General features: G+C 39.6%; 15 protein-coding genes and 1 pseudogene. 5 read left to right on the top strand and 11 right to left on the bottom strand.

From position 1 onward, the window contains the following. Nucleotides 1-19: 19 nt before the first annotated feature. A complete protein-coding gene (locus tag D8854_RS05405; RefSeq protein WP_125450067.1) occupies nt 20-6,346 on the top strand; it encodes an alpha-L-fucosidase in 6,327 nt (2,108 codons plus the stop codon). A 360-nt stretch (nt 6,347-6,706) separates the two neighbouring features. On the opposite strand, the gene D8854_RS05395 is transcribed toward D8854_RS05405, so the two are convergent. The 5 genes from D8854_RS05395 to D8854_RS05375 all read right to left on the bottom strand — a co-directional run bounded on the left by D8854_RS05395 (nt 6,707) and on the right by D8854_RS05375 (nt 10,232). Beyond that, on the bottom strand, nt 6,707-7,000 hold the full coding sequence (locus D8854_RS05395; RefSeq protein ID WP_125450065.1) for a DUF5960 family protein: 294 nt from the start codon (nt 6,998-7,000) through the stop codon (nt 6,707-6,709). Beyond that, nucleotides 6,993-7,355, bottom strand: coding sequence for a hypothetical protein (locus D8854_RS05390; RefSeq protein ID WP_125425149.1), 363 nt, complete (start codon nt 7,353-7,355; stop codon nt 6,993-6,995). Before D8854_RS05390 ends, D8854_RS05395 begins: the two co-directional genes overlap by 8 nt. Next, nucleotides 7,352-8,767, bottom strand: a complete 1,416-nt coding sequence (locus D8854_RS05385; RefSeq protein ID WP_125450063.1) for a Y-family DNA polymerase — start codon at nt 8,765-8,767, stop codon at nt 7,352-7,354. Before D8854_RS05385 ends, D8854_RS05390 begins: the two co-directional genes overlap by 4 nt. 3 nt (nt 8,768-8,770) lie before the next feature. Next, on the bottom strand, nt 8,771-9,457 hold the full coding sequence (locus tag D8854_RS05380) for an XRE family transcriptional regulator (protein ID WP_125450061.1): 687 nt from the start codon (nt 9,455-9,457) through the stop codon (nt 8,771-8,773). Nucleotides 9,458-9,719: 262 nt separating this feature from the next. Then, nucleotides 9,720-10,232 carry a GNAT family N-acetyltransferase gene (locus D8854_RS05375; RefSeq protein WP_125450059.1) on the bottom strand — a complete coding sequence of 171 codons (513 nt, stop codon included), beginning with the start codon at nt 10,230-10,232 and terminating at the stop codon, nt 9,720-9,722. 135 nt (nt 10,233-10,367) lie between these two features. On the opposite strand from D8854_RS05375, the gene D8854_RS05370 reads away from it, so the two are divergent. Then, entirely contained in the window at nt 10,368-10,544 is a 177-nt protein-coding gene (locus tag D8854_RS05370; RefSeq protein WP_260469227.1) for a site-specific integrase, read from the top strand. A 494-nt stretch (nt 10,545-11,038) separates the two neighbouring features. Here the strand turns inward: D8854_RS05370 and cadX are convergent, their stop codons facing one another. Then, entirely contained in the window at nt 11,039-11,377 is a 339-nt protein-coding gene (gene cadX / locus D8854_RS05365; protein ID WP_000711088.1) for a Cd(II)/Zn(II)-sensing metalloregulatory transcriptional regulator CadX, read from the bottom strand. Between the two features lie 11 nt (nt 11,378-11,388). Then, on the bottom strand, nt 11,389-12,003 hold the full coding sequence (locus D8854_RS05360; RefSeq protein WP_000615750.1) for a CadD family cadmium resistance transporter: 615 nt from the start codon (nt 12,001-12,003) through the stop codon (nt 11,389-11,391). Between the two features lie 28 nt (nt 12,004-12,031). Here D8854_RS05360 and D8854_RS09935 point away from each other — a divergent pair, with 28 nt between their 5' ends. Next, nucleotides 12,032-12,205, top strand: coding sequence for a FanG protein (locus D8854_RS09935; protein WP_071788300.1), 174 nt, complete (start codon nt 12,032-12,034; stop codon nt 12,203-12,205). 251 nt (nt 12,206-12,456) lie between these two features. Next, nucleotides 12,457-12,834 (top strand): annotated as a pseudogene (locus D8854_RS09995) (hypothetical protein). A gap of 460 nt (nt 12,835-13,294) precedes the next feature. On the opposite strand, the gene D8854_RS05345 reads toward D8854_RS09995, so the two are convergent. The 4 genes from D8854_RS05345 to D8854_RS05325 all read right to left on the bottom strand — a co-directional run bounded on the left by D8854_RS05345 (nt 13,295) and on the right by D8854_RS05325 (nt 15,291). Next, the gene (locus D8854_RS05345) at nt 13,295-13,489 is read right to left on the bottom strand and encodes a hypothetical protein (protein WP_000469564.1); all 195 of its coding nucleotides are present in this window, start codon (nt 13,487-13,489) and stop codon (nt 13,295-13,297) included. Then, nucleotides 13,470-13,802 (bottom strand): hypothetical protein, encoded by a 333-nt coding sequence (locus tag D8854_RS05340; RefSeq protein ID WP_001220782.1) that lies wholly within the window; start codon nt 13,800-13,802, stop codon nt 13,470-13,472. Before D8854_RS05340 ends, D8854_RS05345 begins: the two co-directional genes overlap by 20 nt. A gap of 359 nt (nt 13,803-14,161) precedes the next feature. Further along, on the bottom strand, nt 14,162-15,001 hold the full coding sequence (locus D8854_RS05330; RefSeq protein ID WP_001014727.1) for a phage replisome organizer N-terminal domain-containing protein: 840 nt from the start codon (nt 14,999-15,001) through the stop codon (nt 14,162-14,164). An 8-nt stretch (nt 15,002-15,009) separates the two neighbouring features. After that, complete coding sequence (locus D8854_RS05325) at nt 15,010-15,291, bottom strand: hypothetical protein (protein WP_000005472.1); 282 nt, start codon at nt 15,289-15,291, stop codon at nt 15,010-15,012. Nucleotides 15,292-15,438: 147 nt separating this feature from the next. Here D8854_RS05325 and D8854_RS05320 point away from each other — a divergent pair, with 147 nt between their 5' ends. Beyond that, nucleotides 15,439-15,957, top strand: coding sequence for a helix-turn-helix domain-containing protein (locus D8854_RS05320; protein ID WP_125450057.1), 519 nt, complete (start codon nt 15,439-15,441; stop codon nt 15,955-15,957). Nucleotides 15,958-15,986 lie beyond the last annotated feature (29 nt).

Here is a 15,986-nt window from a genome sequence, read left to right as displayed (position 1 = left end):
TAAAAACTAGGAGTATATTATGAATCGATACCTTTTTGAAAAAGGGCAAACATTTAGCATTCGGAAGTTAACTGTAGGTGTGGCATCTGTCATCGTCGGACTGGCATTTTTTGCTTCTGGAACCGTGCGTGCAGACGAAACGTCTCCTGCCACGACATCTAATCTTGATAAACAGATTAAACAAGTCGCAGATATAGAAGAGACCAAGGCTGAACCAGTCAAAGAAGAAGGTCGTGTAGAAGCTGAAAAACAAGAAACGCCTGCTACCGATACTAGCAGTGCTGACTTGCTCCCTGAAGACATTCAGGACCGTGCCTATCCAGACACACCTGTCAAAGAACTCGACACAAAGACTATCGTTGACCAGAAAGCTAGTCCAAAAGTAGAAACTGAGAGCATTCTAAAAGATAAGGAAAAAGCTACAAAGGAAGCTGAGAACGGAAACCGTGCTATTATTAACGGTGGACAAGACCTCAAACACATCAACTACGAGGGACAACCTGCAACTGCTGCTACTATGGTATATAGCATTTACAATGGTGGTTCTCAACGATACATCGTTTCTGGGTCTGGTATTTTTGTCGCGCCTAACGTTTTCTTGACAGTTGCTCATAACTTTTTAGATAAAGAAGGCCATATTCGTGGTGGAGACTCTGCGCGCTTCTATTACAATCTAGGATCCAACGCTCCTGTTAAAAATTCTCAGCCAAATTCAGGAAATACCACACTCTTCCAAGAGAAAGATATCCACTTCTGGAACAAAGAAGAATTTAGCAAGGGATATCAAAATGACTTGGCAGCAGTTGTATCACCTGTCCCTATACAAATTGCAAGCCCAAATAAAGCAGCAACTTTTGTGCCACTCGCTGAGCATAAGACTTACAAAGCAGGAGACCCTGTCAGCACGATTGGTTATCCAACTGACTCAAGCTCAAAAGAACTCAAACAGCCTATCGTAGCTGGCCAACTCTATAAAGCTGACGGCAAGGTAAAATCCGTTGATCCTTATGATGACAAAGGAGCTACTGGCATCACTTATCAAACAACTTCTGTATCTGGTTTGTCTGGTGGTGGAATTATCAATGGTGATGGAAAAGTCATCGGCGTACACCAACACGGAACGGTTGACAACGGTGTCCCTGAGAAAGACCGCTTTGGTGGTGGACTTGTCCTCTCTCCTGAACAACTCAAATGGGTCAAAGATATCATTGACAAATATGGTGTCAAAGGATGGTATCAAGGGGATAATGGCAAACGTTACTACTTTACACCCGAAGGTGAAATGCTTAGAAATAAGACAGCTGTCATCGGAGAAAATCAGTACTCCTTTGATGAGAGCGGTGTCGCTACTCTAGTCAAGGGAATTGATTATGGACGTGTCGTTATCCAGCACGTGGACGAAGCAGGCAATACAGTCAAAGAAAATGATACTTTCTTAGATAAAACAGAAGTGGGATCTGGCTTTGACTATGATTTCAAGAAAGCAATCACTCCAACCGAATTCTACAAGCAAAATCTAGAAAAATACCAGATTGTTTCCATTGATGGGGTTGAGATTCAGAAGCAACTAAAAGACGAGTGGAACCACAATGTCGTTAGCAAAACAGCTCCTGGAACCCGTGTCATCAAGGTAGTCTATAAAGTCAACAAAGGCTCCTTCAAAGTTTACTACCGTCAAAAAGGAACCACTACTGAACTAGCGGAAGCGACAGTTGATAACAATGACGGTCAAGAGTATGACGTTTCCTTTGTCAACACTTTCCATGCAAAAGACATTGCTGGCTACCGTCCAGTAAAAGCTAGCTTGGAAGCAACCATCCAGCATAAAGGTGTGAATGAGGTCGTCTTTGAATACGAGCCAATCGCTGATACAGCCAATCCAACGACACCGACTCCACCAGTCGCTCATCCAGAAGATAAAGAAACTGAGATTGGCAATCATGGACCTCTTCCAAGCAAGGCTCAACTCGATTACCACAAGGAAGAATTGGCAGCTTTCATCCACTACGGAATGAACACCTATACCAATTCTGAATGGGGAAATGGGAAAGAAGACCCCCGATACTTCAATCCAACCAACTTGGATACTGACCAGTGGATTCGCACTCTGAAGGAAACGGGCTTCAAACGAACTATTATGGTTGTTAAACACCACGACGGATTCGTTGCTTATCCTTCTAAGTACACCAACCATACCGTAGCTGCTAGCCCATGGAAAAATGGTAAGGGTGACCTTCTCGAAGAAGTTTCCAAGTCTGCTAGCAAGTACGACATGAACATGGGGGTTTACCTATCACCATGGGATGCCAACCATCCAAAATACCATGTTGCAACCGAAAAAGAATACAACCAATACTATCTCAACCAACTGAAAGAAATCCTTGGTAATCCAAAATACGGTAATAAAGGGAAATTTATCGAGGTTTGGATGGACGGTGCACGTGGTAGCGGTGCTCAGAAAGTAACCTATACCTTTGATGAATGGTTCAAATACATCAAAGAAGCTGAAGGAGATATTGCTATCTTCTCTGCTCAACCGACAAGTGTTCGCTGGATTGGAAATGAACGAGGTATCGCAGGTGACCCTGTATGGCATAAAGTCAAAAGGGCCAACATCACAGACGACGTGAAAAACGAATACCTCAACCATGGTGACCCTGATGGTGATATGTATTCTGTAGGGGAAGCTGACGTTTCGATCCGTTCGGGCTGGTTCTACCATGACAATCAACAGCCAAAATCACTCAAAGAGTTGATGGATATCTACTTCAAGTCTGTTGGTCGTGGAACGCCACTCCTTCTCAATATTCCACCAAATAAAGAAGGAAAATTCGCAGATGCGGATGTGGCTCGCTTGAAGGAATTTAAGGCAACTCTAGATCAAATGTATGCGACTGACTTTGCCAAAGGTGCGACCGTAACAGCAAGTTCTACTCGTCAAAACCACCTCTACAAGGAAAGTCACCTCACAGACGGTAAAGATGATACTAGCTGGGCGCTCTCAAATGATGCCACAACCGGTAGCTTTACAGTCGATTTGGGACAAAAGAGACGCTTTGACGTTGTTGAACTCAAGGAAGACATCGCCAAAGGTCAACGTATCTCTGGTTTCAAGATTGAAGTCGAAATCAACGGACGTTGGGTGACTTACGGTGAAGGTTCGACCGTTGGTTACCGTCGCTTGGTTCAAGGCAAACCTGTAGAGGCACAAAAAATCCGTGTAACCATCACTGGTGCTCAAGCAACTCCAATCTTAACCAACTTCTCAGTCTACAAGACACCAAGCAGCATTGAAAAGACAGATGGCTACCCTCTTGGACTGGAATACCACTCAAACACAACGGCAGATACAGCTGGAACAACTTGGTACAATGAATCTGAAGGGGTTCGTGGCACTTCTATGTGGACCAATCAAAAAGATGCCAAAGTAAGCTATACCTTCACAGGAACCAAGGCCTATGTCGTCTCTACGGTCGATCCAGGTCATGGAGAAATGTCCGTCTACGTTGATGGTCAAAAAGTTGCGGATGTGCAAACTAAGAACGCAAGCCGTAAACGCAGCCAAAAAGTCTTTGAGACAGGTGATTTAGCACCAGGCCAACACACTATTACTCTTGTAAATAAAACAGGTGAACCAATTGCTACAGAAGGGATCTACACCCTAAACAATGATAGCAAGGGAATGTTTGAACTAGAGTCTACCAACTACGAAGTCGAAAAAGGAAAACCAGTCACTGTCAAGATTAAACGTGTTGGTGGAAGCAAGGGGGCTGCTACTGTGCGCTTCATCACAGAACCTGGAACTGGGGTTCACGGTAAAGTTTACCAAGATACAACTCAAGATGTGACCTTTAAAGATGGAGAAACAGAAAAGACTGTTACCATCCCAACGATTGACTTTACAGAACAAGCCGACTCTGTTTTTGACTTCAAAGCCAAGCTCACTTCGGTTACTGATGGTGCCCTGCTCGGTTTTGCTACCGATGCAACCATCCAAGTGATGAAAGCTGAATTGCTGATCAAGGACCAAACAAACTATGATGACCAAGCTAGTCAGTTGGATTACAGTTCTGGCTGGCACCATGAAACCAATTCGGCAGACAAGTACCAAAAAACGGAGTCTTGGGCATCCTTTGGTCGCTTAACTGATGAGCAAAAGAAAAAGACAACTGTCACAGCCTACTTCTACGGTACTGGACTTGAAATCAAAGGCTATGTTGATCCAAATCATGGTATCTACAAAGTCTTCCTAGACGGTAAAGAAGTTCCTTACCAAGATGGCATGGGAAATGCTTCAACTATTGATGGTAAGAAATACTTTAGCGGTCGTGCAGCCCAACGCCAAGGCAATCAAACTCTGGTTAGCCTAAAAGGTCTGGACGAAAACTTGCACGCAGTCACCCTTCAACTAGATCCTGTTCGAAACGATTTGTCTCAAAATATCGGTATTCAAGTGGACCAATTTATCACTCGTGGCGAAGGTAGCGAACTCTACAGCAAGGCAGATATCATCCAGTCTATCTCAAAATGGAAAGACGATCTGTCCAACTTTGATCCAGCAGGCTTGAAAAATACGGCTACTGCACGCCAAGCTTTCCAAGCAAATCTAGAAAAATTGAGAAACCAACTCAGTGCTGATGCAGTGGATGTTCAAGATGTCATGTTGACGGTCAGTGCCCTACAAGATATCCTATCCAAGGATGAGAACTATCAAAGAGGCCAAGAGGAGCCTAGTCCAGAGCAACCGGAACAGCCAGAAGAACCTGAGAAACCTGACCAGCCTGAGCAACCAGCTGAACCAAAACAACCGGAAATCGAATACAGTAAGGCCATGGCTAGCTTAACAGAAGCCATTGAGAAAAAAGTCGGTGAGCTTGGTTCTAACAATGAAGCTAAGAAGAAATTAATTGAACTTGCAAACCAAGCAATTGCTGCAATTCAAGAGGCCAAGACTCAAGAAGAAGTTAATAAAGCGCTAGAATCCGCTCTTGAACAAATTAGCAAGCTTGAAGCAGCTAAGCCTGAGAAACCAGTTCAGCCTGAAAAGCCAGCTGAGCCTGAAAAACCGGCGCAACCGGAAAGTCCAGCTCAGCCTGAAAAACCGGCTCAACCGGAAACTCCAGCTCAACCTGAAAAACCAGCGCAACCTGAAAAACCAGCTGAACCTGAGAAACCAGCTGAACCTGAGAAACCGGCTCAACCGGAAAAACCGGCTCAACCGGAGAAACCAGCTGAGCCTGAAAAACCAGCTGAGACTGAAAAACCGGCGCAACCGGAAACTCCAGCTCAGCCTGAAAAACCGGCTCAACCTGAAAAACCAGCGCAACCTGAAAAACCTGCTGAACCTGAGAAACCAGCTGAACCTGAAAAACCTGCTGAACCTGAAAAACCTGCTGAGCCTGAAAAACCTGCTCAACCGGAAAAACCGGCTCAACCGGAAAAACCGGCTCAACCGGAAAAACCGGCTCAACCGGAAAAGCCAGTTCAGCCTGAGAAACCTGCTCAACCGGAAAAGCCAGTTCAGCCTGAAAAACCTACTCAACCGGAAACTCCAGCGCAACCTGAGAAACCGGCTGAACCCGAAAAGCCAGCTCAACCTGAGAAACCAGCTCAGCCTGAAAAACCTGCTGAGACTGAAAAACCTGCTGAGACTGAAAAACCTGCTGAGCCTGAAAAACCTGCTGAGCCTGAAAAACCTGCTGAACTGGAGAAACCAGCGCAACCGGAAACTCCAGTTCAACCTGAAAAGCCTGCTCAGCCTGAGAAACCAGCGCAGCCTGAGAAACCAGCGCAGCCTGAAAATCCAGTTCAACCTGAGAAACCAATTACTTCTTCAAATCCTGAGGAAGGGGTCAAGGACCTTATCTTTAAACTTCCAAGCTTGGAAATCGTCAATAAGGTAGTACCATTCAAGACTATGCGTCGCGAAAACCCACAATTAGACAAAGGAAAAGAACAAGTTCTATCAGAAGGGAAAGACGGTCTCTTAGTCGAATATGTTGAAGTGGACGGCGACAATCGCAAGGTTCTCCAAACAGAAGCAACTCCAGCTCAAGATCGAGTGATTGAGGTAGGTAGCAAACAAAGCTCAGTTGGAACAGAGGCACCACCAGTTGTGACTCTTCCTGAGTATGTTCTACCAATAGAGACTGAAAAACCTGCTCCAGTCGTAACAGACAATTCACCAGCAAAAGATGAAAAAGCTCCTGTTACAGCTACAATCAAAGAAGACAAGGAAAGAGAACTCCCTGCAACTGGGGAACAAGAAACAACTTCCTTCCTCTTCTTGGCAGCCATTACTTCTATCTTATCTCTCCTCATCTTCCAAAAGAATTTCAAAGACTAATAACCCTCTTTGATTGATTCTTTCTAATTATTCAGTTCCCCCGTTGAGAAGACCATTTGGTCTTCTCTTTTTCTATCTATAAAATAAAAAACATCCACAAATACACATGGATGTTTTGGTATGAATCTATAAAGTAAAATGATCATTGAGAATAGGTGTTCTCAAATCCAACTACGTTTTCAAATAAACGCTCATCTAAAAAAGAGAGTGGGCCTTGCCTTATCTCATCAGAACTACCATCATAAGTTCTGCAAGAACTCCACAGATAAAAGATGGTGTTTCGAATTCCAATACCATGAGATCTTCTGACGCTCACAAGCTATCTCCCCTAGATCAGACTTCCCTCTCCCACATCTAGGTCTACTGACTACTATTTTCGAGTCCAGCGTATGCATAGGTTCGATTTCTAGGAGACTCTTTTTCCGTCACCACCCTAAAATAAAAGCGATGCTCTCCCCCATCCTTGGCATTTTCCTTGTTTAAGACGAAGTAGTTCTTCTGATTCATCGCCATGGTGCGTAGAATGTCATCGATCAAAAAAGTCAGTGGCACATTCATGGCAGAGTATTTTTGAAAATCCTCTTCAAAACGAATATAGGCTTCTGAAAAATAATCCATCTGCAGTTTGTTTTCATACAACTCTTTTCTAGTCATAAACTCCCTCCTCCCACAGTCGAATTTCGAGTACATCTGCTAGCTCTACCAGCCTATAGCCCTCATTGGTCCTAATAGACAGAGTTTGAGATGATAATTCGCTCACCTTGCCGACGATAGTCGTTTTTTGTTTCTTTTCCTTGACTACAAAGTATCCCTTTAGTTGCCCGACATAAAGCTGCGAAAGCAAGAGTAACTTCTCAACGGGATTCAAACTCGTCGAAAAAGCAACCCGATTTTTTTCTTCACCGAGTGAACTAGTATGCTCTGAGAGGAAAAAGCCCATCCACTTCTGCATCCCTGGATCTTGATAGTCACGCGCAGATGGAAAGGGTAAATAAGAACGATCAATCATTTTAGTCCATCTAATCCTCCAGCAGAATGCCCCCCAATCAGTTTGCTTCTGGCAAGACTCCTAGAGGCTTCTTCCAGTGCATTGGCCTTTAAGAGGGACGTAAAACCAAATTGTTCCCGAATGGAGTCAATGGCTGTCTGGAGCCTTTCTTCTTTTTCTAACTTGTCAACATCATCAAAGAGGGAGATCAAACCAAAAGACTCGTCCACAAATCCTGAATAGTTGACTCCGACACTTCTGACCGCTCCAGAAGTGTATTTATTATGAAATAGCTTCAAAACATAATCCGTTAAGACAGCTGTATTATTGGTCGGTTCGACCTTCATTTGTGTGTGAATAGACGACCTGACCTCCTGTTTAGAAAAACCAATATAGATAGAGACAAGGGTTGTCTTCTTGCCCGCCCTTCTCAGCCTAATAGCCACCTGCTCCGCCATTTCGCGGAGAATAATTTCAATATCCCGTAGCTTCACGTAGTCTCTCGGCAAGATTTGAGAATTTCCTAACCCTTGGGACTTGGCTTTATAGGGCCTGTGAACATTGCTCTCATCAATCCCGTTAGCATGAAACCACAAACGCAGGCCAGCCTGACCCAGAGCCTTCTGTAGCTGGTCTGGGTTGCTTGTAGCTAATTCTCTGATGGAAAAAATCCCCAGAGCATGCAAGTGTTTCTCCATCCGCCTGCCAATCCCCCAAAAGTCCGTCATCTTGGGAATGGCCCAAACCTTCTCTTCCACATCCTGGTAAGACCAGTTGGCCCTCATGGTCGGAGTGTGCTTGGCCTCATTATCCAGAGCCAACTTGGCCAGTAAGGGATTGGCATTGGACATACCCACCGCAGAGTAGATCCCTGTCTGCCTCCAAATATCCCTCTGGATGCGAGCAGAAAGCAGATCCAGCTTGTCTTTGCGAGAGAGACTCTTGTCTGGGATGAAATAGTTGAGCGAACTAGTCAGATCAATAAAGCCCTCATCGATAGAGTAGGGATAAATATCATCTGGACTACCATAATTTTGAAAGATTCGCTGGATTTCCATATTGACCGCTATGTACTCATCCATCCTAGGAGGCACAATCAAAGTCACTTGAGCCCAATCTTCGATGTAGCGAACATAGTCTGAGTCAGTAGGCAAGCCTTGCTTTCGAGCATTGTAATAAGAAAATTTGCGCGTTTTGATATCAAAAGGCAGATCATAGGCCCGACCAACATTGGACTTGCCAAAAATCTTCTTAAACATGGGAGAGGAAGCTAGGATAAGACCAGTAGAATTATCCGCGCGACTCATGACACAAAGCGAGGTCTTCAGCGGATGCAAGCCCCTTTTCACACACTCGACACTGGCATAAAAAGATTTCATATCGACAAAGGCAATATCACTTTTGGGCTCTCTGGAATAATCAAAGTAGCCCATAGGCTAACCCTCCATCGGCACAAAGTTCCCAACGATAATCCCCACAATCCGAGGATCTTCTTCATAGGCGATGAAAATGTCCTTGTATTTAGGATTGATCGATACCAGACGCAAGCCATCTTCCTCCCGATAAACCCGTTTGATATAGGTCTGGTTGTTGCAGACCACTGCATAAACTGCTCCGTCATAGTCAAATCTCGTCTCTCGAATCAGAGCCACCGAACCATTTTGATATTTAGGCTCCATAGAGTCCCCAGCCACCCAGGACGCAAAATCATGGGCCAACTCCTCGTTAAAGTAGACCGTATCAAAATTCTGGTCATCGTAGACCGAAGCCCCAATCCCTGCTGACATGCGTTCGTAGACACGGTACTCATAGAGGCGCTCTGGCATGGTCGTCACCTTCTGAGTTTGTTCCTCTTGAGCTAGGTTGCGAGCATAAAGCACAACCTTGTCCTTCCCTTGCTTGGAGAGGCTATTGTAGAGACGGACAATCTCAATCTGAGTAAAATACCCTCTTGCTACCTTTAAAATATTCTCTAGCTGGGCAACCTTCTCCTTGGATGGTTCCTTAATCCCACGTTCCCAAGCCGAGTAAGCCTGAAAACTAATCCCTAATTTCTCTGCAATTTCCTTCTGTGTCAATTTTAACTCTTTCCTCCGAGCCTTGAGTTTTTCTGGTTGGTACATGATTCACCTCCTAGTGTGATGCTTTAATGGACATTATCTCCCTTAGAAAGACTAATCGACGGTTGAACTTACACTTTCAAAATTCAACCAATTCGGTTTAGTTTTATTATATAAAAAAAGTGAACAATTGTCCACTGAGAAAAACAAATTTTAACAGACATACCCGGAGATTCTAAACAAAAAACATCCAAGAAAACATTCTTGAATGTCCGGAAAGATTGATGACTCCATTAACCTTGTCAGTAGACTAGAAATGATGATATTATGGCCTCCTTATCTCAAATACTACTGTATGAACCCACTCATTATGAATGTGTAAGTCATTTTCTATCATTCTACTAAAGGTGAAGCCATTTTTTATAAGCACCCTCTGAGAGGCTAGATTACCCGTTGCCGTTCCTGCAATGATTCTATTGAAACCATAAGTCGTGAAGGCCTTGTCTAAAACGAGTTTAACCGCTTCGCTAGCATAACCTAAATTGGCAACATTTCCCCCAATCCTATACCCAAGCTCTGCTGTATTTCGATCACTCTCTAAGACACTTAAATTGATTCTTCCAATCATAACACCTTGCGAATCTCTAATAAGATGCATGTATGCATCATGATTATCTTGCTCCGTTAACAATTCCTTTGTAATTTCTTTAAAACCGTCTGAATCAAAATAGTTAGCTGGTCTAGGAGGTAAATTTCGTTCAAAATACTCCCGATTTTCTTTTTCAAAAGAATAGACGTCTAGACTATTTGCTTTAGACAACAGCTCTAAACTGATCATTGTAAATCATCTCCCGTCATTATCTGCATTCAACATTCTTCTCATGTTTACACAAAGTGAAATTTAAAGAATTTAAAGAAATCCTTTTATTTTCTATATAGTTTCTATATTATAACAATTATAACACAAAATACTATGGATAAACATAATATTCAAGGCGCCACACCAGCAAAACTAGCTGGAGTTTCGCTTGAAGAAATTTCTGAAGTGCTAACCCATAGTGACAAGGAAATTACAAAGACCTATGTTAACACTAAAGATAAAGTTAATCAGGCCGTAGGTGATATTGCATTTCGTAGTTTAAAAAATTGATGGGGTAAATATGGGGTGAACTTTGATTTTTTGAAACAAAAAAGACATCCAAGAGTAAATTCTTGAATGTCTGTAAACGTTGATATAATCGTATTGATTAACGTTTTGAGAATTGTGATGCTTTACGAGCTTTCTTAAGACCTGGTTTTTTCTACATTATGATATTTATGGTAAATTATCACTAAAATCAAGTAATTTTAAGAGATAAATCCTCAATATTTACATATATAATCCTTTTGAAAATCGAGAGGTTATCAAAGGGTTATCACATTTTAGTTTTCGGAGCTTATGTAGTTGAGAAATACGAAATACTGTATCATAAAGATGATGTACAGTTTAGCAACAAATATACAGTTTCTTCGTGCCTGGACAATTTCTTTTTCTATCCTGAAGATATTTAAACAGTTCTATATATTATTTCTTGTGAGTAATTTTCATCAAAAAATTTCATAGAGTAGCTCCCTAGAATCATGGAAAAGTAGTAAAAATAGTTGTTATCCTAGTTGATTAAAAAAATCCCTGATTTCCTCATCTTTTATAAAATAATATATAATTTTCCCCTCTCTTCTAGTGCCCAAGATGTTTTGATTGGCTAATTTACGAAGATGGTGGGAAGTAGATGCCATACTGAGATTTAGTAAACAGGCTATATCACAGACACAGAGTTCTTCAACAGCAAGAAGATAGAAGATGATATTTATCTGTTTATTATCGGTAAATTTTGTTAAAATGCGAAGTGATTTTTGGACTTTTTCCTTTTCAAGGTAGTTCGTTGCGGTTGTAATATTTTGCTGATTTATAACATTCACTTGGCAGATACTATCTTTTTTCATAATATTTTCTCCTAGCCTAATATAGTCCATAGTATGTCAAAACTGTTATTTTCAATCAGGATATATATCCCCAATCCTAAATAAACAACGGCAATAAACCATCTGCTATATTTTTCCAAAATTTCTCCAACAGAAGAGACTTGTGCCAATTTTTGGGCAGAAAAAACCAAGAGATAAATCATGACTAGAAAGGTAAGTAAAGCTACTATCAAATTTGCTAAATTTAAGGTAGTAAAATATGGAACAAAGACACCAATATTGTCAGCACCACAACTTGCAAAAGTAATCATAGCGACTAGAAATATCAGGTTTTTATTATCTTTGCGCAAACCTTCTTTGGCAATAGCTTCTCCATCAGAATCTCCTAAAAGCAAAACTTTGAGACCTAGGAAAATTGGAATCAAACCGAGTAAACCTAAAATCTCTTTACTAGGAATATAATTTAAGACAAATGCAAAAAGCAAACTTAGCAATATTAGACTAACAGAGCCTAGAAATTGTCCTAAATAGATGTTAATGATGTCTTTTCTGCTTTTTCTTTTGGCAAAAAATAACATTAGGATAATAAGTAAGTCTACGGCTGTCCCAGAATACAGGATTATTGAAGTAACAACATTTTGAATCATAAAATACCTCATTCAAATATATTTTTGAATGTATTCTAACATTAAACTTTGTAGATGTCAACTTAAAATCCACCAAAATATAGATAAGAAGTTAGTGTACCAAATATTAAAAAGCCCTGCCATCGAAATGACAGCAGGGCTTAACTTCAATATCCAGATAATATATTTATCTAAAAAAGGTACAGTTTTTATTGATTTGTAGTGCGATATAATGAGTTTCCAAAAATCAAAAATCGCTTAAAATCAATATTTTGACATCTATTGACGTGTACTGAAACCCTTACTTAACCTCTGTAAGGATATAATTACGGTACCAGTATATCATAAATAATAACAAAATCTTGACTTTCCGAAACATAATGATTTTCCCGAAAGAAAGAGATCAACCTAAAAAATTACTGTCTTACTTATGTAATGTTTCTTTAATATAATATAGAAATAAAAAGTATGTAAATGAAAAGATTTATCACATTACTTTTAGTGTCTCTATCTACAATTTTATTAATTGCATGCTCTAACCAATCAAGCAATTCTTTAGATGGCGAATACCGTTGAATAAACGAGAGTAGAAATGAAGTTGCCTTTACCATTTCAGGTAACAAAGGAAATAGCAACAAAGGAGAGGCCGACACCTTTACAATTGATAAAGACAGTGCAACAATCGAACCGACTGGCTCTAATATCATAAACCGAAAAGAGAATTATACCTTCAAGGATGACGTATTCACTGTAGATATTTCAGGAACAAAGCAGGAGTATTACAAAAAGGATAGTGAAGAAATACAGCGACAAGTAAAACCCTCAAACTATTTGATATTCTTTATACAATAAAAACGCTTTTGTACTGACCCCAAAAGTTAGATTTTTTCTGTCTAACTTTTGGGGGTCAGTACACACCCGCATAGCGGGTATTTTTTTGTCTCACACCTAGCGGAGTGAGACAGGCTAATAGTCACATAATAAAAAATTTACTTAAAGTCAGATTTTAAATACTTTAGAATAGTTCTTTCTAAAACTTACTCCCAAATTTTTTTGCTCGTATAATTCATCAGGGGTTTGGGGATTCCCCAAAATTCAAATCATCCCAAAAAGTACATACACTTTGTGTATACAAATTTTAGGATGATTTTGGGAGTGTGTGTATACAGACTCTGAGCTCGCAAAGTCATATTATGAGAAATCTTTCCTTCTCGATAAAATAATCCCAAAAATCAATTTGACTGTCATTTGTGTGTACAAATATTTTAAGAAGATATATAAAAAACGCTGCAAAATTTTTAACAGCGTTTCCTTATTTTAAAATTCTCATATGTCTTTCTTTTTTATGGTTAGCATCATAGTATTCCAGCATCGCATGATACAAACGAGCCTTCGTTTTATCTTGTTGTTTAATTCCATGAAGAAATAATTCTGCTCGCTTTAATTTCAATATGTATTCACATATCTGATCAAAATCCTTATCCATATTACTTTTGAAAATAAACATCTTTTTCCTCCATCACATCAACTATTTTTTGCATCAAAATAGACATATCCATTTTGTTTTCATAGCTTATTCTCCCAACTACAGTTGCAAGACGGGCTATAGAATTGATATTCTTTCCGACTTGTTCCAACTCTTCTGTTAAAGGAACTAAACCTTCAAAAGAGACTTTTTGGATGTTCAAATCTGTTCGTATTAATTTTTGTCTAGCAAACTCAGAAAAATTACGAATATTTTCCTTCCTCATACAATCATTTAATTTTTTATTTTCTTCTTCCGTCAAAAACACCTGTTTCAACACAGATTTTATTCTCATGGTCCTATCACCTCGTTTTCTTATTTAGTCGTTTTACAAGTTCTTTCACTTGTTTACTTGTCTTCTTTTCATATTCTATCATCAGCTCAACGCAGTAGTGAAATATCCTTACATTATCCAAATCCTCACTTTGTTCTGCTATTCTTTCTAACTGACGTAAGTTATTGATAATTCTTCTAACTTGAAATATAAAGTCATGATAAGATTCAAAATCAAATTGAAGATAAATAGGCGAGCTCTTAAATAACATTTTTCTGGCATAAGAGGAAAAACTTAGATGATTTGTCATTTCAATCAAGTTATTCACTATTTCATTTTGCTCCTCAGTGATGTAACATTTCTTTAGAACAGTCCTATATCTACTCATTTATCATATACTTCTTTCGGGCATTTTCATGGGCAATAGCTTTGCACTCCAGCATACGTTCCTGCTTTAAATTCTCCATAGACTTAAATAAATACGCCAAAGGAGACGTCGCATCCTCAGGAATCCGTTCAATCATGCTAATGACTTCATCACTAGTTACATACCCACTAGCCAAATACTCGCCTATCTTCATCTTCTGAGCATGTGTTAAAGTGTAATTGTTAGGATACAAAAATCTATCATTGTACTTATAAGAAATGGATTCTAACAAAGAATAATATTTAGGTGGAATATAAGTTTCAGGCTTTCTAGAACTATTATCCAGTATATTCTCAATCTCTTTCTTATTCTTACTCTTGTTCTTAATCTCTTGCGTTACATTATCATTTTCATCCGTTACTGTAACGTTACAGTCTAAAACGAGTTGTGGCTCGCCTGTAATTAGTGCTTTTTGTTTTTGTCTATGACGAGCAACACGTTCCCTAGTTTGTTTTCTAATCTTTTCTAGTCCATCTATATTCTGATGTTTCTCCCATTTTGGAATGGTAATAGCGCCATCTATGATTTCTATCATGCCAAATTCTTCAAACATGCTGAGAGCTAATTTTACAGATGTAGCCTTTCGCCTAAACACTGTTGAAAGCATCTCTTCTGTGTAATAAACCTTGTTCCCTAGACTTAATATGCCACTATTATTTTGCTTTCCTGCAAGCACCAGAATTTTAAACCATATTACAATAAGAGTATCTCCTTCTGGCATTGATTCTATTAGCTGAATTTTTTCATCATCAAATATATCTGTTGTTATCTTGATCCACTGAACACCATTCATACGAGTACCTATCTTTCATATTGCTTCAACCATCGTGTTACTGCTCTTTTATCGTATAAAGTCACTCCATCAATCACCATGGTTGGCATTCCTTCTTTCGTCCATTTTTGGATTGTTGTCGTAGATACATCTAACCACCTAGACAAACCTGACATACGAACCATAGGTTTATAAAGTTCTTTATCTTCAAATACTCTTGCTACAGCATTTGAAATCATCTCATCATAGTGAGCACGTAATTGCTTCTCTAATTCTTTAGGAAGCTGGACAACTAAAGTAGTTTCCGACATAAATTCACACCTCATTTCTAAATTAAATAAGCTCCGAAACCATTTAATTTGTTATTCATTTTGAATTATATATCCTTTTTGAATTTTTGTCAAGCTTTTTTATTCAAAAAGAATAAAATGTGTTATAATGATAAAAAGGAGGTTCTTATGACGAATCATATTACTAAACTGATAGAAAATAGCGGAAAAAAATTGACAGANATTAGCGAAGCTACAAATATAGCCTATCCTACACTTTCTGGATACAATCAAGGAATCCGCAAACCTAAAAAAGATAATGCTGAAAAATTGGCAAAATACTTTAATGTTTCCGTCGCTTACATTATGGGACTTGATAGCAACCCACACGCTCCATCAAATCTTAAAATTGTTACAGATAGTTTCAAAACATCTAAAATTGGTTCTGTAACACCTTTTAAAAGCGATATGGAGAAGTTAAAGAAAAGTATCGAATTTGGCGAAAGGGCATTAACACTACCACTTGATGATAGTTTTTCAGATGAATTTCGTCATATATTCTCAGAATACCTAGCTGAGAAAAACAAACGTTTTATGTCTGAGTTTATAGACTATATGAATCACCAAAATAAAGACTCTAAAGTTTGGCAGAGCTGGATTAAAACAGACGAATACGCTATCCGACAAGAAGATAGAAAAAATAGATAGACACTCATTTCTCAATTACATAAGCTCCG

The sequence above is a fragment of the Streptococcus mitis genome (assembly GCF_003943905.1).
Taxonomy (GTDB): Bacteria; Bacillota; Bacilli; order Lactobacillales; family Streptococcaceae; genus Streptococcus; species Streptococcus mitis_BC.
The sequence above is the reverse complement of the archived record's forward strand: the minus strand, read 5'-3'. Positions and strand labels throughout refer to the sequence as shown.

Excerpts from the sequence above, each read along its gene's own strand:
- D8854_RS05380 (WP_125450061.1), bottom strand. The coding sequence starts at position 9,457 with ATGTACCAACCAGAAAAACTCAAGGCTCGGAGGAAAGAGTTAAAATTG.
- D8854_RS09935 (WP_071788300.1), top strand. The coding sequence starts at position 12,032 with ATGTATTCTAACATTAAACTTTGTAGATGTCAACTTAAAATCCACCAA.
- D8854_RS05385 (WP_125450063.1), bottom strand. The coding sequence starts at position 8,767 with ATGGGCTACTTTGATTATTCCAGAGAGCCCAAAAGTGATATTGCCTTT.
- D8854_RS05360 (WP_000615750.1), bottom strand. The coding sequence starts at position 12,003 with ATGATTCAAAATGTTGTTACTTCAATAATCCTGTATTCTGGGACAGCC.
- D8854_RS05340 (WP_001220782.1), bottom strand. The coding sequence starts at position 13,802 with ATGAGAATAAAATCTGTGTTGAAACAGGTGTTTTTGACGGAAGAAGAA.
- D8854_RS05405 (WP_125450067.1), top strand. The coding sequence starts at position 20 with ATGAATCGATACCTTTTTGAAAAAGGGCAAACATTTAGCATTCGGAAG.
- cadX (WP_000711088.1), bottom strand. The coding sequence starts at position 11,377 with ATGAAAAAAGATAGTATCTGCCAAGTGAATGTTATAAATCAGCAAAAT.
- D8854_RS05395 (WP_125450065.1), bottom strand. The coding sequence starts at position 7,000 with ATGACTAGAAAAGAGTTGTATGAAAACAAACTGCAGATGGATTATTTT.
- D8854_RS05375 (WP_125450059.1), bottom strand. The coding sequence starts at position 10,232 with ATGATCAGTTTAGAGCTGTTGTCTAAAGCAAATAGTCTAGACGTCTAT.
- D8854_RS05345 (WP_000469564.1), bottom strand. The coding sequence starts at position 13,489 with ATGTTTATTTTCAAAAGTAATATGGATAAGGATTTTGATCAGATATGT.
- D8854_RS05370 (WP_260469227.1), top strand. The coding sequence starts at position 10,368 with ATGGATAAACATAATATTCAAGGCGCCACACCAGCAAAACTAGCTGGA.
- D8854_RS05390 (WP_125425149.1), bottom strand. The coding sequence starts at position 7,355 with ATGATTGATCGTTCTTATTTACCCTTTCCATCTGCGCGTGACTATCAA.
- D8854_RS05325 (WP_000005472.1), bottom strand. The coding sequence starts at position 15,291 with ATGTCGGAAACTACTTTAGTTGTCCAGCTTCCTAAAGAATTAGAGAAG.
- D8854_RS05330 (WP_001014727.1), bottom strand. The coding sequence starts at position 15,001 with ATGAATGGTGTTCAGTGGATCAAGATAACAACAGATATATTTGATGAT.